Origin of the sequence: Salinibacterium sp. GXW1014 (assembly GCF_044769865.1) — a bacterium.
Classification (GTDB): domain Bacteria; phylum Actinomycetota; class Actinomycetes; order Actinomycetales; family Microbacteriaceae; genus Homoserinimonas.
This window is the reverse complement of the sequence record NZ_JBIZWA010000001.1, coordinates 377,673-396,404: the sequence shown is the minus strand read 5'-3', so window position 1 is coordinate 396,404 and position 18,732 is coordinate 377,673. Positions and strand designations below refer to the sequence as shown.

15 protein-coding genes and 1 tRNA gene are annotated in these 18,732 nt (G+C 69.3%); 14 read left to right on the top strand and 2 right to left on the bottom strand.

Going from position 1 to position 18,732, the window contains the following annotated elements; genetic code table 11:
• Positions 1-35 precede the first annotated feature (35 nt).
• Complete coding sequence (gene mfd, locus ACIQK7_RS01885; protein ID WP_403020679.1) at positions 36-3,674, top strand: transcription-repair coupling factor; 3,639 nt, start codon at positions 36-38, stop codon at positions 3,672-3,674.
• Between the two features lie 24 nt (positions 3,675-3,698).
• On the opposite strand, the gene ACIQK7_RS01880 is transcribed toward mfd, so the two are convergent.
• Positions 3,699-4,460 carry a CPBP family intramembrane glutamic endopeptidase gene (locus ACIQK7_RS01880; RefSeq protein WP_403020678.1) on the bottom strand — a complete coding sequence of 254 codons (762 nt, stop codon included), beginning with the start codon at positions 4,458-4,460 and terminating at the stop codon, positions 3,699-3,701.
• Positions 4,461-4,525: 65 nt separating this feature from the next.
• Between ACIQK7_RS01880 and ACIQK7_RS01875 the strand changes: the two genes are divergently transcribed.
• From ACIQK7_RS01875 to ACIQK7_RS01825, 11 genes are all read left to right on the top strand, one after another.
• Positions 4,526-5,188: a MazG family protein gene (locus tag ACIQK7_RS01875; protein WP_403020676.1), complete on the top strand. Its 663-nt coding sequence runs from the start codon at positions 4,526-4,528 to the stop codon at positions 5,186-5,188.
• A gap of 287 nt (positions 5,189-5,475) precedes the next feature.
• The gene (locus ACIQK7_RS01870) at positions 5,476-6,006 is read left to right on the top strand and encodes a ferritin (protein WP_403020673.1); all 531 of its coding nucleotides are present in this window, start codon (positions 5,476-5,478) and stop codon (positions 6,004-6,006) included.
• A gap of 37 nt (positions 6,007-6,043) precedes the next feature.
• Positions 6,044-6,655 carry a TetR/AcrR family transcriptional regulator gene (locus ACIQK7_RS01865; protein ID WP_403020671.1) on the top strand — a complete coding sequence of 204 codons (612 nt, stop codon included), beginning with the start codon at positions 6,044-6,046 and terminating at the stop codon, positions 6,653-6,655.
• Between the two features lie 23 nt (positions 6,656-6,678).
• Positions 6,679-7,908, top strand: coding sequence for a histidine--tRNA ligase (gene hisS, locus ACIQK7_RS01860; protein WP_403020668.1), 1,230 nt, complete (start codon positions 6,679-6,681; stop codon positions 7,906-7,908).
• Positions 7,909-8,024: 116 nt separating this feature from the next.
• Positions 8,025-9,305, top strand: a complete 1,281-nt coding sequence (gene eno / locus ACIQK7_RS01855) for a phosphopyruvate hydratase (RefSeq protein ID WP_403020665.1) — start codon at positions 8,025-8,027, stop codon at positions 9,303-9,305.
• Positions 9,306-9,326: 21 nt separating this feature from the next.
• The gene (locus ACIQK7_RS01850) at positions 9,327-9,833 is read left to right on the top strand and encodes a septum formation initiator family protein (RefSeq protein WP_325209248.1); all 507 of its coding nucleotides are present in this window, start codon (positions 9,327-9,329) and stop codon (positions 9,831-9,833) included.
• On the top strand, positions 9,833-10,375 hold the full coding sequence (locus ACIQK7_RS01845) for a DUF501 domain-containing protein (RefSeq protein ID WP_403020662.1): 543 nt from the start codon (positions 9,833-9,835) through the stop codon (positions 10,373-10,375). The genes ACIQK7_RS01850 and ACIQK7_RS01845 overlap by 1 nt, the downstream gene beginning before the upstream one ends.
• Complete coding sequence (locus tag ACIQK7_RS01840) at positions 10,372-11,643, top strand: S8 family peptidase (protein ID WP_403020659.1); 1,272 nt, start codon at positions 10,372-10,374, stop codon at positions 11,641-11,643. The genes ACIQK7_RS01845 and ACIQK7_RS01840 overlap by 4 nt, the downstream gene beginning before the upstream one ends.
• A 10-nt stretch (positions 11,644-11,653) precedes the next feature.
• The gene (locus tag ACIQK7_RS01835; protein WP_403020656.1) at positions 11,654-12,991 is read left to right on the top strand and encodes an NAD(P)/FAD-dependent oxidoreductase; all 1,338 of its coding nucleotides are present in this window, start codon (positions 11,654-11,656) and stop codon (positions 12,989-12,991) included.
• 18 nt (positions 12,992-13,009) lie between these two features.
• Positions 13,010-13,083, top strand: a tRNA-Leu gene (locus ACIQK7_RS01830).
• A gap of 44 nt (positions 13,084-13,127) precedes the next feature.
• A complete protein-coding gene (locus tag ACIQK7_RS01825) occupies positions 13,128-13,838 on the top strand; it encodes an SOS response-associated peptidase (RefSeq protein ID WP_403020653.1) in 711 nt (236 codons plus the stop codon).
• A gap of 8 nt (positions 13,839-13,846) precedes the next feature.
• On the opposite strand, the gene ACIQK7_RS01820 is transcribed toward ACIQK7_RS01825, so the two are convergent.
• Entirely contained in the window at positions 13,847-15,934 is a 2,088-nt protein-coding gene (locus ACIQK7_RS01820) for a hypothetical protein (protein ID WP_403020651.1), read from the bottom strand.
• A gap of 205 nt (positions 15,935-16,139) precedes the next feature.
• Here ACIQK7_RS01820 and ACIQK7_RS01815 point away from each other — a divergent pair, with 205 nt between their 5' ends.
• On the top strand, positions 16,140-17,375 hold the full coding sequence (locus ACIQK7_RS01815) for an amino acid deaminase/aldolase (RefSeq protein ID WP_403020648.1): 1,236 nt from the start codon (positions 16,140-16,142) through the stop codon (positions 17,373-17,375).
• The gene (locus ACIQK7_RS01810) at positions 17,372-18,724 is read left to right on the top strand and encodes a D-arabinono-1,4-lactone oxidase (RefSeq protein WP_403020646.1); all 1,353 of its coding nucleotides are present in this window, start codon (positions 17,372-17,374) and stop codon (positions 18,722-18,724) included. The genes ACIQK7_RS01815 and ACIQK7_RS01810 overlap by 4 nt, the downstream gene beginning before the upstream one ends.
• The last annotated feature ends 8 nt before the right edge of the window (positions 18,725-18,732 follow it).

Here is an 18,732-nt window from a genome sequence, read left to right as displayed (position 1 = left end):
AGTCCCCTGTCAGCGGCTCACCGTAAGCTTGTCGGGTGATCCTCCAGGGCTTGGCTACTGCGCTTTCGCGCGCCCAATCGTTCGACGACGCCCTCCAATACGCGTCGCGTGATGCCGACTTCTCGCTCGTCGAGGGCCTCCGGGCGCCGCTCCTCGCCGGGCTGCTGTCGCGCCGCACGCCGCCGGCTGCACTGCTCGCGATCGTCGCGACCGGCCGGGAAGCCGACGCGCTCACTTCCGCGATCTCGACCAACTCGCCTTCCGCGACCGTGCTGCAGTTCCCCGCGTGGGAGACCCTTCCGCACGAGCGCCTCAGCCCCTCGACCGAGACCGTCGGCCGCCGCATCGAGGCGCTGCGGCGCATCGCCGAGTGGGATGCCGCGCGCGACCCCAAGGGCGGCTCGCTCGTGGTGGTCGCGAGCGTGCGCGCTGCGATCCAGCCGATCGCCGACAACCTGACCTCCCTCGAGTCGCTCACGATCACGGCGAGGGGGCGGGGTTACGAGCTTGGGGAGATCCAGCGCCGCCTCGTCGACCTCGCCTACTCGCGGGTCGACATGGTGACGCGGCGCGGCGAGTTCGCGGTGCGCGGCGGCATCCTCGACGTGTTCCCGCCGGCGGCCGAGCATCCGCTTCGCCTCGAGTTCTTCGGTGACGAGGCGGAGGAGATTCGTCAGTTCTCGGTCGCCGACCAGCGTTCGCTCCCCGAGGCGGTTGAGCGCGTCGACCTGCCCCCGTGCCGCGAGCTGCTGCTCAGTGACTCGGTGCGGCAGCGCGCCACCGAGATGCTGCACGAGTTCCCGGGGCTCTCGACCATGCTCGCGAAGATCGCCGACGGCATCCCTGTCGACGGCATGGAATCACTCGCGCCCGCACTGCTCGAGCGCCTGGTGCCATTCACCCACTACCTGCCCAAGGATGCCGCGGTCGCGGTCATCTCGCCCGAACGGGTTGCGACGCGAGCGACATCGCTCCTCGAGACGAACCGCGAGTTCCTCGATGCCGCTTGGAACGCCGCGACGGCGGGCGCTGAGGCGCCCATCGACCTCGGCGCGGGGGACTTCCTGACCCTGCGGCAGCTGCGCGATGCGGCGGGGGAGCGTCCGTGGTGGACGCTCAGCGCCTTCGACAGTGGCGCTGCCTCCTACGCGGCCGACGGCGCAGAGGGTGCGGATGCCATCAGCGAGATGGTCGAGGCGGCGGGCGACTACGTGCGCATCGAGGCGGATGCCACGCCGAGCTTCACGGGCAACGCGGATGGCGCGATCGCGCATGTCGGTGACCGGCTGAAGGAGGGCTGGTCGGTCGTCATCACGGCGCAGGGGCACGGGCTCGTAGAGCGCGCGGCCGAGGCGCTGGGCGAACACGGGTTTGCCGCGCGCGTCGTCGACGACCTGCCGGAGGATGGTGTCTTCGAGCCGGGCGTCGCCTATGTCGTGACGGGTGCGGTGGAGGCGGGCTTCGAGGTGCCCGACATCCGTCTCGCCCTCTTCAGTGAGACCGAGTTCTTCGGTCGCGCGGTCGGCTACGAGTCGCGCCAGGTCAAGAAGCTCGCGACGAGGCGTCGCAACGTGGTCGACCCGCTGCAGCTCAAGGCGGGCGACTACATCGTGCACCAGACGCACGGCATCGGAAAGTTCTTGGAGCTCGTGCGCCGCGAGGTCTCGAGCGGCGGGCGCAACGCGGTCAAGACGACGCGCGAGTTCCTGCTGATCGAATACGCCCCGTCGAAGCGTGGCTACCCGGGCGACAAGCTCTACGTGCCGACCGACCAGCTCGACCTCGTCTCGCGCTATGTGGGCGGCGAGGCTCCCCAGCTCAGCAAGATGGGTGGCAGCGACTGGGCGGCGGCGAAGGGCAAGGCCCGCAAGGCGGTGCGCGACATCGCGGTCGAGCTCGTCAAGCTCTACTCGGCCCGCCAGCAGAGCAAGGGCCACGCCTTCGGCCCAGACAGCCCGTGGCAGCGCGAGTTCGAGGATGCCTTCCCCTTCGCCGAGACGCCCGACCAGTTGACGACGATCGACGAGATCAAGGCCGACATGGAGAAGCCGGTTCCCATGGATCGCCTCGTCGCGGGCGACGTGGGCTACGGCAAGACCGAGGTCGCCGTCCGTGCCGCCTTCAAGGCAGTGCAAGACGGCAAGCAGGTCGCGATGCTCGTGCCGACGACGCTGCTCGTGAAGCAGCACATGGAGACCTTCGCGGAGCGCTTCGCAGGGTTCCCCATCCACCTGCGCGGCCTCAGTCGCTTCCAGAGCGACAAGGAGGCGAAGGAGGTCATCGCGGGCCTCGCGGATGGCACAGTCGATGTCGTCATCGGCACGCACCGCCTCCTCTCGAAGGAGATCGCGTTCAAAGACCTCGGGCTTGTAATCGTCGACGAGGAGCAGCGCTTCGGTGTCGAGCACAAGGATGCGCTCAAGAAGCTCAAGACCAACGTCGACATCCTGGCGATGAGTGCCACGCCGATCCCGCGCACGCTCGAGATGGCCGTCACGGGCATCCGCGAGATGTCGACCCTCGCGACGCCGCCCGAAGACCGGCATCCGATCCTCACCTTCGTTGGCCCCTACAGCGAGAAGCAGGTGGCGGCGGCGATCCGGCGCGAGCTACTGCGCGAGGGCCAGGTGTTCTTCGTGCACAACCGCGTCTCGAGCATCAACCGGGTCGCGAGCCAGCTTGCCGAGCTGGTGCCAGAGGCCCGCATCGCGGTCGCGCACGGCAAGCTCGGCGAGGGCCAGCTCGAGCAGGTCATGGTCGACTTCTGGGAGCGCAAGTTCGACGTGCTCGTCTCGACGACCATCATCGAGACGGGCCTCGACGTCTCGAACGCCAACACCCTCATCATCGACCGGGCCGACAAATACGGCCTCTCGCAGCTGCACCAGCTGCGCGGCCGGGTCGGACGTGGCCGAGAGCGGGCCTACGCCTACTTCCTCTACGACCCCGACAAGCCCCTCGGTGAGGTCGCTCACGACCGGCTCGCGACGATCGCTGCCAACAACGAGCTGGGCGCGGGCATGCAGGTCGCGCTCAAGGACCTCGAGATCCGTGGCGCCGGCAACCTCCTCGGTGGCGAGCAGTCGGGCCACATCGCCGGCGTCGGCTTCGACCTCTATCTGCGGATGATCGGCGAGGCCGTGAGCGCCTTCCGCGGTGAAGACGTGGAGGGACCGACGGAGCTGCGCCTCGAGCTTCCCGTGGATGCGCGCATCCCCGAGGAGTACGTCGAGAGCGAGCGGCTGAGGCTCGAGGCCTACCAGAAGCTGTCGACGGCGAGTTCGCCGCAGGCGGCGACGGATGCCATCGATGCGGTCGCCGAGGAACTGGCCGACCGCTACGGCGAGCTTCCCCCACCCGTGCTGCAGCTCGTCGCGGTGTCGCGCCTTAGGCGGCGCGCCCAGAAGGCCGGCCTCAGCGAGGTCGTCGTCATGGGCCCCAACCTGCGCATCGCGCCGCTTGAGCTGCCCGACTCGCTCCAGGTGCGCCTGCAGCGGATGTATCCGGGTGGCCGTTACTTCACCCAGAACAGCGCGGTCGTCATCCCACTCCCGAAGGCGGGCGGCGAGGCGCTGAGCGACGATGGGCTCATCGAGTGGGTGGGGCAGCTGTTCGAGCAGTTCCTGCCGAAGGAGCCGGAGCCGGTCGAGGCGGCGGTCGAGTCGAAGGCCTGAGCCACTCGGGGTCGGGGCGCCGCGCTACGCCTTGCGGTGCACGCGGTACACCATCATGGGGATCGCGACGAGCGAGCGCAGGTCGATGAAGGCGTGCACCGCGATGGCCACGAGGATGCTGCCGGTGCCGATGAAGACCGCCATGAGGAGCGCGCCGATGATGGCGGAGCCGATGACGCCGGACGCGCCCTGGTAGAGGTGGAGGGCGGCGAAGATCGCCGTGCTGCCCAGCACCGCCGCGGCGATGCTCCCCGTGACTCCGAAGACGGCGGCCGGCAGCGCGAGCCGGAACAGCAGCTCCTCGACGACGCCCGCGTTGATCGAGAGCAGCGCGCCGTAGCGAAGCTCGCCCCGGTTGCGCGGCAGGAGCGCGTGGATGTCGCCGACCGTGACGACCTCGTCCTGCCCGCGGGCGAGCGGCAGCAGGGCGATCGAGGCGATGAGCAGGGCGCTGATCGCGCCGATCAGGAAGCCCTTGAGGAGACCCTCGGATGCCGCATCCCGCAACCACTGCACGGCAGCGAGGTCCTCGATCGCCGCAAGCATGAGCGGCACCTGCTGCCAGGCGAGCAGCAGCATGATGACGGCGGCCCCGCCGTGCACGACGAAGGACTCCACGAGCCACTTGCGCATCATCGCCTGCCGGCGCCGGGTCGTGCGGTAGCGCTTGAATCGCGTGTACTCGCGGCGGTCCTTGCGCGCTGCACGCACCACGAGAAGGGCGAGCAGGCCGAGGAGCGCGACCGCGAGGACGATCCGGGCCAGCGGATCGTCGGGCGAGAGCATGTCTCCATTCTGGCGGCTGCGCCCGTGCGGCAGATCCCCCGCGCGGCGGATGCGAGGATGGGCGCATGACTGAGACATCCGTGCCGCAGCATCCGAAGCTCGACGAACTCATCGCCCTCATGGCGAGGCTGCGGGGCTCGGGTGGATGCCCCTGGGATGCCGAGCAGACGCACGAGTCGCTCGTGCAGTACCTCATCGAGGAGACACACGAGCTGGTCGAGGCGATCGAGGCGGGCACGCGCGAGGAGCTCATCGAGGAGCTCGGCGATGTGCTCTACCAGGTGCTCTTCCACACGGACATCGCCGCGCACGCGGCCGAGGAGCCGTTCACGATCGAGGATGTCGCGGAGCGGAGTCGCGCAAAGATGGTCGCGCGGCATCCGCACGTCTTCGGCGACGCGCTCGCCGAGACCGCCGATGAGGTCGTGCTGGTCTGGGACGAGATGAAGGCCAAGGAGAAGGCGCACCGCACGAGTGTTCTCGACGGGATTCCGCAGGGGATGCCCTCGCTCGCCCTCGCCGACAAGCTGCTCGGGCGCGCACAGAAGGTTGGTGTGCTCGACGATGCGCCGGCCGGCATCCCGGTCGAGTCGGAGGACGAGCTGGGCGGGCTGCTGCTCGCGATCGTCGCGTCGGCGCGCTCGCGCGGGCTGAACTCGGAGCGCGCGCTGCGGGCCACGCTGCGGGGACTGCAGGCGGAGATCCGCGAGGCCGAGGCGGCACAGTAACAAGAGGGGTTGTGCCCTTCCCGACCCGAACGGGAAGGGCACCAGCCCGGCGTGTTTGTGTTGGAAATTTCACAACAGAAACGAATGGTGCGCGGGCGCTGGCCGAAGATTTACCCGATCATTCGGCCATGTCTGCGTGGCGTTGCATGCCAGCCTGAAGTCTACAGGAAAGAGCGGACGCTCGTTATGCATTATCGCCGTGAGGCATGGCATGCCTGCCCTCACTTCGTTGTTGGCATGCCTAACCTTCGATGCGCTCGCGGCCATCGCGGAGTAGCGTCTCCCGCATGACGACAGCATCTTTCGACCAGCTCCTCGCCGAGCAGATCGGCCACGAGTTCGACGCGGCCCAGCAGTACATTGCGATCGCCGTCTGGTTCGACGAGCGTGACCTGCCCCAACTGGCCAAGCACTTCTACAGCCAGGCGCTCGAGGAGCGCAACCACGCCATGATGATCGTGCAGTACCGGCTCGACCGAGGGATGGGCGTCGCCATCCCCGGCGTATCGGCAGTGCAGAACGCCTTTGTTGACGAGCGCGAACCCATCGCCCTTGCCCTCGCGCAGGAGAAGCGCGTCACGCAGCAGATCGAGGCCCTCTTCGCGGCAGCTCGCGCCGAGACCGATGCCCTGGGTGAGCAGTTCATGCTCTGGTTCCTCAAGGAGCAGGTCGAGGAGGTCGCGTCGATGAGCACGCTCCTCACGATCATGGAGCGTGCCGAGAACCTCTTCGACGTCGAGAACTACCTCGCACGCGAGTCGATCGGTGACGGCGGTCACGACCCGAACGCCCCGGAAGCCGCAGGCGGAGCGGTCTAGGCGAAAACCGAGTTCTTCTCGTTGTAGGGTTGCGGGCATGTCCCGACGGCCGGATCCCGCACGCAAGCCCGCCTTGCTCGAGCAGATCCTCGACTACCTGCTCGACAAGCCGCTGTCGAGCCTGTCTCTGCGGCCGCTGGCCAGTGCGCTCGGGGTGAGCACCTTCACGCTCGTCTATCACTTCGGCTCGCGCGACGAACTCCTGAGCGAGATCGTCCGCGCCATCTCGCAGCGATCGCACCCCGTTCTGGCCAAGGTCAAGGAGCGACCGGCCACGGTTGAGACCTATGTGGCGGGTCTCGAACGCTCGTGGGAGTGGGCCGTGCAGGAGCGCAACATCAGGCTCCTGCGGCTCGAGTTCGAAGCCGCACTGCTGGAAGCGCACGACCGCGGGCACACCCACACGCGCACGACCTTCACGGAGTGGCAGAACCTCGGCCGCGATGTGCTGCTCGACATGGGCTTCAGCGACGAGGAGGCCGAGGCGGAGTCGCGCCTCGCGGTCGACACCGTCATGGGCCTCCAATACGACCTCATCGTGCATCGCGACCCCGAGAGCGCGACGCGCTCATTCCGCCGCTTCATCGAGCAGTCCCGCGCGCGTTTGGAGGCGGCCCTGGCGCTCGCCGACGGTCGCACGGGCGAGTAGGGGTCGCCTGCCAGAATAGGAGGATGGCCTCTCCCGTCAATCCTCCCCGTGGCATGCGCGACTTCCTCCCCGCCGAGAAGGCGCGACGCGAACGCGTGCTCGGCGTCATCCGCAATGTCTACCGTTCCCACGGCTTCGACGAGATCGAGACCCCGGTCGTGGAGGACAGTGCGCGCCTGCACTCGGGCCTCGGCGGCGACAACGAGAAGCTGGCCTTCGGAATCCTCAAGCGGGGGCTCACGAGCGAGGACTTCGCTGCGGCATCCGACGCCCTCGACCTGACCGACCTCGGGCTGCGCTTCGACCTGACGGTGCCACTCGCGCGCTTCTATGCGACGCACCGCGCCGAGCTGCCGACGGTGTTCCGCGCGATCCAGATCGCGCCCGTGTGGCGCGCCGAGCGCCCGCAGAAGGGGCGCTTCCGCCAGTTCGTGCAGTGCGACATCGACATCATCGGTGAGGCCGGCCCTCTTGCGGAGATCGAGCTCATCACGGCGACGACCGCGGCGCTCGACGCCCTGGGGCTCGAGGGATGCAGCATCCGTATCAACGACCGTCGCATCCTCACCGGCCTGCTTTCGCACTGGAATGTGCCGGCCGAACTGCACGAGCGCGCCCTCATCACGATCGACAAGCTCGACAAGATCGGCCCGGAAGGTGTCGCCGCAGAGCTCGCGGAGCATGGCATCGCGACCGAGGGCCTCGCGGCCGCACTCGAGGCATCGGGCTGGGACCTCCTCGACGACGCGCCCGAATGGCTCGACGCGGAGGCCTACCAGGCGCTCCTCGACCTGCGCGCGGCCGTGCCGAGCGCGGAGCTCGTCTTCGACCCGACCCTCGTGCGGGGCATGGGCTACTACACCGGCACGATCTTCGAGGTCGCGCACCCCTCGCTCGGCTACTCGCTCGGCGGCGGCGGGCGCTACGACGGCATGATCGGCCGCTTCCTGGGCACGGATGTCCCGGCCACCGGGTTCTCACTCGGCTTCGAGCGCCTCGTGGACCTCGTCGACCTCCCCGACGCGGAAGGCGCTGACGCGGTCGCGCTCCTCCACGACAAGGATGCGCCGGCGAGCCAGCTCGTCGCGCTCAAGACCGCCCTCGTGGGCCAGGGGCACCGGGTGCGCCTCGAGCGCCGGCCCAAGAACACGAAGGCCACCCTCGAGCGCCTCGCGGCGGAGGGCTTCAGCCGCTTCGCCTTTGTCAACGCCGAGACGGATGCCGCAACCCTCGAGCTCCGCCCCCTCTCCTAACTCAGGACCTGCCTTTGCCAATTCAGGACCTGGCGAGAAAGTTCCTGAGTTGTGAAAGCGCAGCCTGAGTAGGATTGGCAGCATCCAACCCCCACACCTCTCGAAGGAGATCACCTGTGTCGTTGATCGAGGCAATCGGAGCCCGCGAAATCCTGGATTCCCGGGGCAACCCGACCGTGGAGGTGGAGGTCCTCCTGGAGGATGGCACCGTCTCGCGCGCAGCTGTTCCCTCCGGCGCCTCGACAGGCGCGTTCGAGGCCTATGAACTCCGTGACGGCGACAAGGGTCGCTACCTCGGCAAGGGCGTGCAGAACGCGGTCGACGCCGTGCTCGACGTCATCGGCCCGGAGCTCGAGGGCTTCGACGCGACCGACCAGCGCCTCATCGACGCCGCGCTGATCGAGCTCGACGGCACCGACAACAAGAAGAAGCTCGGCGCGAACGCGATCCTCGGCGTGAGCCTCGCGGTGGCGAAGGCCGCTGCCGACTCGTCTGACCTGCCGCTCTTCCGCTACCTTGGCGGGCCCAACGCGCACACGCTGCCCGTTCCGATGCTCAACGTCATCAACGGTGGCTCGCACGCCGACAGCAACGTCGACATCCAGGAGTTCATGATCCTCCCCGTCGGCGCCGAGAGCTTCCGCGAGGGCCTGCGCTGGGGTGTCGAGACCTACCACGCGCTCAAGAGCATCCTGCACGGCAAGGGCCTGAGCACGGGCCTCGGCGACGAGGGCGGCTTCGCGCCGAACCTCGACAGCAACCGCGATGCGCTCGACCTGCTGGTCGAGGCGATCGAGAAGGCCGGGTTCAAGGTCGGCACCGACATCGCCCTCGGCCTGGATGTCGCGGCGACCGAGTTCTTCGAGAACGGCAACTACACCTTCGAGGGTCAGACGCGTTCGGCCGCCCAGATGAGCTCGTACTACGCCGAGCTCGCGGCGGCGTACCCCCTCGTCACGATCGAGGACCCCATCTCGGAGGATGACTGGGAGGGCTGGGCACAGCTCACCGCCGAGATCGGCGACAAGGTGCAGCTCGTCGGTGACGACCTCTTCGTGACCAACCCGAGCCGTCTTGCGAAGGGCATCGAGCAGGGCACCGCCAACTCGATCCTCGTCAAGGTGAACCAGATCGGCACGCTCACCGAGACGCTCGACGCCGTCCGCCTCGCCCACCGCAGCGGCTACACGGCCGTCATGTCCCACCGCTCGGGCGAGACGGAGGACACGACGATCGCCGACCTCGCTGTCGCGACCGACTGTGGCCAGATCAAGACGGGTGCCCCCGCCCGTTCGGAGCGTGTCGCCAAGTACAACCAGCTGCTTCGCATCGAGGAGGAGCTGGATGGCGCTGCGGTCTACGCCGGTCGTTCGGCGTTCCCCCGCTTCAAGGGCTGATTCGCCGGTTACGCTTGGGGGATGAGCACCCGAAAGCCCCGTGTGCGCCGCGTGCCTGCGGCGTTGCCTGAGCAGGGCGCGGGCGCTCACTGGCTTCGAGGCATCCGCTTCTCAGGGTTCACGATGTTGACGCTCGGCATGCTGATCGTCTTCATCGTGGCCCTGGCGCCGTCCCTGCGCATCTTCGCGGAGCAGCAGAATGAGCGGGCCCAGTTGGCGGCGGAGGTCGAGGCGCAGCGCGAGCTCGTGAAGGACCTTGAGCAGGATGTCGCCCGCTGGGATGACCCGAGTTATGTCGAAGCGCAGGCGCGTGAGCGCCTTTACTACGTCAAGCCGGGCGAGTTCAGCTACCTGGTGATCGACGACGGCCAGACTCCCGTGACGGAATCCGGCCTGCCGATCAGTGACGAGGTGCTCACGACGGAGGTCGACTGGGTCGACGCGATGCTGTCGTCCGTGTTCACGGCTGCGCTGACGGATGCTCCGCCCTCCGAGATCGTTGCCCCAGAGATTCAGGAGGTCGACTGATGGCGACACCCCCGTTCGACCTGCCGAGCGCTGAGGATGTGCGCATCGTGACGCGGCAGCTCGGCCGCCCCGCGCGCGACGTGGTCGGCATCGCCGCCCGATGCGCATGTGGTGCCCCGACTGTCGTGTCGACGCGGCCGCGGCTCGCGGACGGCACGCCTTTCCCGACGCTGTACTACCTCTGCCACCCGGCGGCGACGGCCGCGGTCTCGACGCTGGAAGCCACCGGCGTCATGCCAGAGCTCGCAGCGCTCCTCGAGGGCGACATGGCGGATGCCTACCGTGCCGCGCACGAGGCCTACCTCGCCGACCGCGAGAGCATTGAGCACGTCGAGGAGATCGCGGGCATCTCGGCCGGTGGCATGCCCACCCGTGTGAAGTGCCTGCACGCGCTCGTTGGGCATTCCCTCGCGGCCGGCCCCGGTGTGAACCCGATCGGCGACCTCGCCCTCGAACGTGCCGACTGGTCGCCCGAGGTGTGCGAGTGCGCCGACTATTCCGACGAAGAGGGTGACTCACCGACGGCGAGCGGGGTGAAGTGACGCCCCAGCGCCGGCGGGTCTCCACCTTTGCCTCGGCACTCGTCGCCGCCTTTTTCCTGGCGCTCGTCTCGCCGGCGGCGCCACCAGCCGTGGCAGACAGCATCCGTGATCGCGAGTACTGGCTCGACGACTACGGAATCTCGCAGGCATGGACGAAGACGCGCGGCGCTGGCGTCACGGTCGCCGTCATCGACACGGGCATCGACGGCACGCACCCCGATCTCGCGGGCGCCGTTGTCGGGGGTACGGATGTCTCGGGCGTGGGTGCGTCCGATGGGCAGACTCCCGTCGGCTACTCGAGTCGCGAGCACGGCACCATGGTCGCGTCGCTCCTGGCTGGTCGCGGCACGGGCGCCGACTCGGGCGTCATCGGTGTCGCGCCCGAGGCGAACCTCCTCTCGGTGTCGGTCGGCTTCGGTGTGGGCACGGTGCCCTCCGACGACCAGATCGCGCAGGCGGTGCGCTGGTCGGTCGACAACGGTGCCGACGTGATCAACATGTCGCTCACGCGCAACACGATCGAGTGGCCCGAGAGCTGGGATGAGGCCTTCCTCTATGCCATGCAGAACGACGTCGTCGTCGTGGCTGCCGCTGGCAACCGCGGCAGCGGCACGACCCAGGTCGGGGCGCCTGCGACCATGCCGGGCGTGCTGACGGTCGCGGGCGTCGACCGTCGCGGGAATGCGAGCTTCGACGCTTCCTCGCAGGGCATCACGATCTCGGTCTCGGCGCCGAGCGAGGAACTCGTCGGGGCAACACCCGGCGGCGGGTATTCGGCGTGGGGCGGCACGAGCGGCGCCGCACCGATCGTCGCTGGACTCGTGGCCCTCGTGCGCTCGGCGCATCCGCAGCTCGACGCTGGCGGTGTCATCAACCGCATCACCGAGACGGCGCGGCAGGTGCCGGGCCAACGAGACCCGAGCCCCATCTACGGGCACGGACTGATCGACGCGGATGCCGCAGTGCAGGGCTCCGTCGCGACGGTGGGGGAGGACCCCGCCCAGCTCCTCGCCGACTGGATCCGGCTCTACCGCCGCGCGGATGCGGAGCCGATCCCCACGCCGACCCCCGTGCTGCCGTCGCCGACTCCCATCGAGGAGCAAGAGGTGGCTGGTCCCGTGAGTCCGCTCGGCACCGTGCTGCCGACGCTCGACCAGCTGCGTTTCGTCGGCATTCCCGTGCTCGTCTACACGATCTTTGCCCTCGCCTTCGGTGCTGTCGGGTGGCGTGCGGTGCGCGAATTCGGGAGACTGCGCCGAAAAGAGTAGAATCGCCGTCGTGCCAAAAATCCTCATCGTCGGCGGCGGATATGCCGGTTTTTACACTGCGCTCAAGCTGGAGAAGCTCCTGCGGCGCGGTGAGGCCGAGGTCACGGTCGTAGACCCGCTCCCGTACATGACCTACCAGCCCTTCCTGCCTGAGGTGGCTGCTGGCACAGTCGAGTCGCGACACGCGGTGGTTCCCCTGCGTCGCCACCTCAAGTCGACCAATGTGGTCGCGGCCCGCGTCACGGCGATCGACCACGCGTCGAAGACCGCGACCATCACGCCTGAGGTCGGCGAGGAGTGGGCCTTCGAGTACGACATCGTCGTGGTGACGGCGGGCGCGATCACCCGCACCTTCCCCATCCCTGGCATCGCCGACAACGCGTTCGGCCTCAAGACGATCGAGGAGGCCGCGGCGATCCGCGACCGCATCGTCGGCAACTTCGAGAAGGCATCCGCTCTTCCTCCCGGCCCCGAGCGTGACCGCCTGCTCACGATCACGGTCGTCGGCGGCGGCTTCGCGGGCATCGAGGTGTTCGCAGAGCTCCGCAGCTTCGCCAGCGCGCTGCTCGCGCAGCACCCGACCCTCACCTTCGACGACACGCATTTCCACCTCATCGAGGCGATGGACCGCATCATGCCCGAGGTCTCGCTCAAGACGAGCCACTGGGTGCTCGACAACCTCAAGAAGCGCGGCGCCGAGGTGCACCTCGAGACGCAGCTCACCTCGGCGGTCGACGGTCGCATCGAGACCTCGACGGGCCAGGTGTTCGAGTCCGACACGATCATCTGGACCGCGGGCGTCATGGCGCACCCCGTGCTCCGCAACACCGACCTTCCCCTTGAGGAGCGCGGTCGTCTTCGTCTTGGTGCCGACCTCCGCGCTCGCACTGAAGACGGCGAGATCGTTCCCGACGTCTGGGGCGCCGGCGACGTCAGCGCCGTTCCCGACCTCAGTGGCGGCGGCGTCGCGGGCATGTGCGTGCCGAACGCGCAGCACGCCGTGCGCCAGGGCAAGCTCCTCGCGAAGAACCTCGTCGGTCACCTGCGCGGCGATGAGCCCCGCGAGTACTTCCACAAGAACCTCGGTGCGGTCGCCGGCCTCGGCATCGGTCACGGCGTGTTCCAGTCGGGTGGCATCGCCGTCAAGGGTGTGCTCGCGTGGGTCATGCACCGCGGCTACCACGGCCTCGCGATGCCCATGTGGGAGCGCAAGGCCCGCGTCTTCGGCAACTGGATCATCTCCTTCCTGTTCCGCCGCGACACGGTCGGCATCGAGATGCGGGGCGCGCCTCGCGCGGTCTTCGAGGAGTACGCGGCCCGTCCCAAGGCTGCTCCGGCCCGCAAGTAGACTGCGGGGGCGGTCTTCGCCCCCATAGCCCAACCGGCAGAGGCAGTCGACTTAAAATCGATTCAGTCTGGGTTCGAATCCCAGTGGGGGCACCTTTTTCGCTCGCCGTGTCGGCGGTCGGGCGTACCGTGGAGCCATGTGCGGCCGCTTCGCGATGAACAAGGAGACCGACGACCTCATCCAGGAGTACGTCGCGAGAGGCGGCGACTTCAACGACTGGCGCCCCCGGTACAACATCGCGCCGACTGACACGGTCCCGGTCATTCGCGAGCATGAGGGTGAGCGCCGGGTCGCCGGGGTGCGCTGGGGCATCGTTCCTCCCTCGTCGCCCACCTTCGGCGGCGGCAAGCCGATCATCAACGCGCGCATCGAGACCGTCACAAGCAACCGGCTCTTCGCCTCGGCCTTCGCCGAGCATCCGTGCATCGTGCCGGCCCTCGGGTATTACGAGTGGCGCGCGCTGCCGGATGGCAAGCAGCCCTACTTCATCCACCGTGACGAGGGTGACATCGCGATGGCGGGCATCATCCGTCCTTGGCGCGACCCCAAGGGCGGGGCGGATGCCGCGTGGCAGTTGTCGATGGCGATCGTGACGCTCGACGCGCATGTCGCCCCGGGCGAGGTGCACGATCGCATGCCCGCGTTCGTGAAGCGCGAGAGCATGGACGACTGGCTCGGCGGTCATCTCGATCCCTCGGAGCGGGTCGAGCTGCTGCAGCTGTCGTCGCGGGATGTCGCGAACGAGTTGGTCTACCACCCCGTCTCACGCGCGGTGAACAGCGTGCGCAACGACGGCCCTCAACTCGTGGAACCGATCGACGAGACCCCCGAGCCCGCCTTGTTCTGATGCTCGGGTCAGTCCGGCTGCCTCACGAGGAAGCGGAGGGTCGCCCAGGCGCCGATGAAGAGGGCCGCGATGCTCGCGGCGATGATGAGGACGATCGCGAGCGGCCAGTGCGAGTCGGGCCCGCCGAGCAGGGGCGCGAACGCGATCGTGCAGCCCACCATGGCGATGCAGAACCACGCCCAGCGATGCCATTCCCACAGCACGCGGCCCGGGAGCGCGCCGACCGGCAGGAGCAGCACGATCGTCGAGCCGACCCCGACGAGACACAGCGCCGCGAAGATCTCGCTGAGGAGCGAGGGCCAGAAGCCGACGACGTCGCCAACCGTGGAGTGGCCCACCCAACCGATGAGGCCGAGGCCGAGCACGGTGCCCACCTGCAGCAGGTGCACGATGGCGCGACCGCGCACGGGCGTCTCGTGGGGCATCCGCACACCGATGAGGGTGCCAGAGACGAAGGGCGGCACGATGCCGATCAGCCGCGAGAAGAGGCCTGTCGCGATTGCCGCGGCAAGCAGCATGGGGCGAAAACGGATGCGCCCGTCGACGCCCTGCCAGAGGCGTCCGAGGCGGGTCGCAGTGGCGACACCCACGAGATTGAGGAGCCCGAGCGCGACCGAGACAGCGGCCGCGAGTCGCAGGTAGCGCACCTCGGCATCGACGCCATTCGAGACGACCATGAAGGCGACCGTGACGGCGAAGGGGAGCGCAGCGGAGAGCCAGGGTGTCACCCCGGTCGTGTGCTGGTCGATGAGCGGCACGGGTTCGCGGTTGCGCACGGCGACCGGTCGCCGCTCGCGGAGGCGTCCCCGCAGTTCGCTTGCGAGCAGCCGGCTGGGCAGTGCGATCAGCGCGATCGCTCCCAGCGCGAGGAGGGGTGCGCGCCACCAGTTGCCGCGCTCGACGCTCTCACCCAGGCTCGGGAGGCCGTCGCCGAAGGTCGTGGGCGTGCCCCAGTTGCTGAGGGCGTCGGGGGAGGCATCCCCCGCGAGCGGAGGAAGCGGCGCCACCGCGGAGGGGCTCGGCGTGCTGGGCGGCGGCACCTCCTGCGGCGTCTCGCTGGGCGTGGGGCTCGGCGACGGGGTGCCAGGTTGCTCGGGTGTCGGCGGTGCTGGCCGGGGGCCGAAGAAGACACGGATGGCGGTGCTCGGCGGGCTGTGGTTGCCCGCCGCGTCGATCTGGATGGCGCGGACCTCGTGGGCGGCATTGCTGAGGGCGCTCCCGCCGACGCACGACCAGCCCGTGCCAACCACCCGAGCGCTGCAGACCGGCACGCCGTCGAGGTAGACGTCGACGCTGCCGCCCTCCTCTCCCGTGCCGGTGAAGGTCGCGGGGAGGCGCAGCAGCCGATAGTCGCCAGCCGGCGAGGTGATGACGGGCGGCTGCGGCGCGACGTTGTCGATCTCGAGCGTGCGTGTCGTCGACGAGGAGCGGCTCCCCTCCGGCCCGATCGAGGCGTGCGACTGCCGCGCGCTCACGTCGTACACGGCGGAGGCCACGCGACCGCCCGGCGCGCCGGGGGTGCACGACCAGTAGCGAGTCGAGGTTGCGGTCGTCGTGCACGATCCGGCCCCGCCCGAGAGCGTGACCTGCACGGAGGCGCCCGGGTGCGCAGAGCCCGAGATGACACCCGTCGTGAGTCTCAGGTCATCGATCGTCGGCGGCCCGAGCACGTGCACCGTGACGGAGACGCTCGTGAGGTCGCCATCGTCTGTCTGGGTCGCGGTCACGACGCGGTTCGCACCATTCGTGAGGGTGCCGATGCTGCAGGCCCAGGTGAGCTCGTCATCCGTCTCGGTGACGGTCCCGGTGCAGGCCTCCGTTTCGTCGACGCTGACGCTGATCGCGGCCCCGGCGACTGTGCCGGTGCCGCGCACCGTGAGGCTGTTCCGGTCGATGAATGCCCCGTCGGCGGGCGCCGTGATGGTGACACGGTCTGCCTCCTCCTGCACGGCATCCGGAGCAGAGGTCTCGTCGGGCGCCGCGGCGGCGCTGGGAGCGCCAGAGACCAGCGTGCCGAGCAGGAGCGCCACCGCGAGGGCGCGCCAATGGCGCACCTGGGCGCGCGTGGCGTCGCGGTCGGAGAAAGTACTTCGCACCGTCACTCGTCTCGGGGTGGGGGTGCCTGCGGCTGCTGGGCGATTGTGGACAGATTGGTCTACGAGGAGACTACGTGAGGAGTCCAGCCCTGTCGTCATCATTTCGGTTGATTTCGTCACCGTGGCGCGGGCCGCGAGCGGCGGCGCCGGGGCATACCGTTCTCGCCGGTTGACAGGGTGATCTGTCGACCACGATTGTGGGGTCATGCCCACCGCCTTCGTGCTCCCCGACTCGCTCGCCGGGTGGCGCACCTCGGCGTCCCATTGGGAGTCCCTCTCCGCCGCCACTGCGTCCATCGACCCGCCCCTCGCGGTGCTCTCACTGCCCGCGTTGGCCGCGAATGCCCGGATGCTGCGCGAGCGGGCGGCGGGCACGCGCATCCGTGTCGCCAGCAAGTCCCTGCGCGTGCGCTCGGCGCTCGAGAGCGTGCTCGCGCAACCGGGCTTCGAGGGTGTGCTCGCCTACACGCTCGCAGAGGCGCTGTGGTTGTCGCGCACGAGCGGCATCGACGACATCGTCGTTGGCTACCCGACGGCGGATCGCGCGTCGCTCCGCGCGCTGTTCCAGGACGCGGATGCCTCGCGCCGCATCACCCTCATGGTGGATTCCGTCGAGCACCTCGACCTCGTCGACGCCGTGGCGGCCCCCGCGAACCGGCCGCCCGTGCGCGTGTGCCTCGAACTCGACGCCTCCTGGGACTCGCGACTGCTCGGCCACGTCGGCACGTGGCGTTCCCCCGTGCACACGGTCGAACAAGCGCGCACGCTCGCTGAACAGGTCGCGCGCCGTCCCGGCTTCGAGCTCGTGGGCATGATGGCCTATGAGGGTCAGCTGGCGGGTGTCGCGGATGATTCGGGGCCGGCTGGCGGCGCGGTCATCCGCTGGATGAAGCGCCGTTCTGCCGCGGAACTGGCGGAGCGCCGGGCCCTCGCGGTCGCGGCCGTGCGGGGCGTCGCCGAGCTCGAGTTCGTCAATGGCGGCGGCACGGGCTCGCTCGAGACGACGACGGCGGATGACTCGGTCACGGAGGTTGCCGCGGGCAGCGGGCTCTTCGGCCCCCACCTCTTCGACCACTACCGCAACTTCAGCCCGGCGCCCGCGGCCGTCTTCGCGCTGCCCGTCGTGCGCAAGCCGCGCCCGCACCTCGCGACCCTCCTCGGCGGCGGCTGGGTCGCATCCGGCCCACCGGGTGCCGACCGGCTGCCGATCGCCGTGTGGCCGGAGGGGCTGCGGATGCTGCCGCGCGAGATGGCGGGCGAGGTGCAGACCCCGCTCGCAGGGCCGGGGGCGGCCGCGCTCGCGGTGGGCGACCGCGTGTGGCTGCGGCACGCCAAGGCGGGGGAGTTGGCCGAGCACGTCAACGACTTCGTGCTCGTCGATGGTGCCGAGGTCGTCGGCACGGTGCCGAGTTACCGGGGCGAGGGGATGGCCTTCCTATGAGCGTGAGCGTGCAGACGAGTTCGAGCGCCTGGGTGCCGGAGTTCGTGCTCCCCGGTCGACGCTGGCGCAACTGGGGGCGCTCGCAGTCGGCGCGGCCCGTCTTCGCGGCGCGTCCCCGCACGGTCGAGGAGGTCGTGGGCGCGGTTCGCTTCGCCCGCGAGCGCGCGCTCAGCGTCACCTGTGTCGGCGCGAGCCACAGCTTCTCGGCCATCGCGGCCGCGGAGGGCGTGCAGGTCGACGTCTCCGCCCTGAGCGGCCTGATCGAAGCGGATGCCGCGAGCGGTCGTGTGCGGCTGGGCGCCGGCACGCGGCTGCACGAGCTCCCCGCCCTCCTCGACCCGCTGGGCCTCGCGCTCGAGAACATGGGCGACATCGACCGGCAGACGATCGCGGGCGCCATCTCGACGGGAACGCATGGAACGGGCATCCGTTTCGGCGGCCTCGCGAGCCGCATCGTCGGTGCCACTCTCGTCACGGCCGAGGGCGAGGTGCTCTCGATCGACGAGTCGAGCGAGCTCCTTCCAGCCGTGCGGGTCGGCCTCGGGGCGCTTGGAGTGCTCGTCGACGTGACGGTCGCGTGCGTGCCGTCGTTCCTCCTGCAGGCGGTCGAACGCCCCGAACCCCTCGATGCCGTGCTCGACGAGGTGAGCGAGCGGATGCGCGGCGCCGACCACTTCGAGTTCTACTGGTTCCCCCACACGGCGACCGTGCTGACGAAGACCAACACCCGCCTGCCCGCGGATGCGGCATCCGCACCTCTCTCGCCCGTCGGCCGCTGGGTCGACGAGGCCCTGCTCTCGAACGGCGTCTTCGCAGTGACCTGTGCCGCTGGCCGCGCCGCTCCCGCCCTCATCCCGGGCGTCAACCGGCTCGCGACCCGGCTCATCGGCGACCGCGACTACACGGATGTCTCGCACCGGGTCTTCGCGACCCGGCGCTCGGTGCGCTTCCGCGAGATGGAGTACTCGGTGCCGCTTGAGGCGCTCGGCGACGCGCTGCGGGAGATCCGCATGCTCATCGACGCGAGGGGCTGGCGCATCTCGTTCCCGGTCGAGGTGCGCGCGACGGCACCCGATGACTCCCTCCTGGCGACCTCGCACGGTCGTGAGAGCGGCTACATCGCGGTGCACCGCTACTTCCGCGACGACCACCACGAGTACTTCGCCGCGATCGAGTCGATCCTCACCGCACACGACGGGCGGCCGCACTGGGGCAAGATGCACACGCAGGATGCCGCATCCCTCGCGCCGCGCTACGAGCGCTTCGCGGAGTTCCTCGCGGTGCGCGACCGGCTCGACCCGCACCGCACCTTCACGAACCGCTACATCCGCCGCGTGCTCGGCCCCTGAATCCGCAG

Bases quoted from the DNA above. Each gene is read 5' to 3' on its own strand.
- ACIQK7_RS01880 (WP_403020678.1), bottom strand. From the start codon at position 4,460: ATGCTCTCGCCCGACGATCCGCTGGCCCGGATCGTCCTCGCGGTCGCG.
- ACIQK7_RS01875 (WP_403020676.1), top strand. From the start codon at position 4,526: ATGACTGAGACATCCGTGCCGCAGCATCCGAAGCTCGACGAACTCATC.
- ACIQK7_RS01870 (WP_403020673.1), top strand. From the start codon at position 5,476: ATGACGACAGCATCTTTCGACCAGCTCCTCGCCGAGCAGATCGGCCAC.
- ACIQK7_RS01865 (WP_403020671.1), top strand. From the start codon at position 6,044: ATGTCCCGACGGCCGGATCCCGCACGCAAGCCCGCCTTGCTCGAGCAG.
- hisS (WP_403020668.1), top strand. From the start codon at position 6,679: ATGGCCTCTCCCGTCAATCCTCCCCGTGGCATGCGCGACTTCCTCCCC.
- ACIQK7_RS01850 (WP_325209248.1), top strand. From the start codon at position 9,327: ATGAGCACCCGAAAGCCCCGTGTGCGCCGCGTGCCTGCGGCGTTGCCT.
- ACIQK7_RS01845 (WP_403020662.1), top strand. From the start codon at position 9,833: ATGGCGACACCCCCGTTCGACCTGCCGAGCGCTGAGGATGTGCGCATC.
- ACIQK7_RS01825 (WP_403020653.1), top strand. From the start codon at position 13,128: ATGTGCGGCCGCTTCGCGATGAACAAGGAGACCGACGACCTCATCCAG.
- ACIQK7_RS01815 (WP_403020648.1), top strand. From the start codon at position 16,140: ATGCCCACCGCCTTCGTGCTCCCCGACTCGCTCGCCGGGTGGCGCACC.
- ACIQK7_RS01810 (WP_403020646.1), top strand. From the start codon at position 17,372: ATGAGCGTGAGCGTGCAGACGAGTTCGAGCGCCTGGGTGCCGGAGTTC.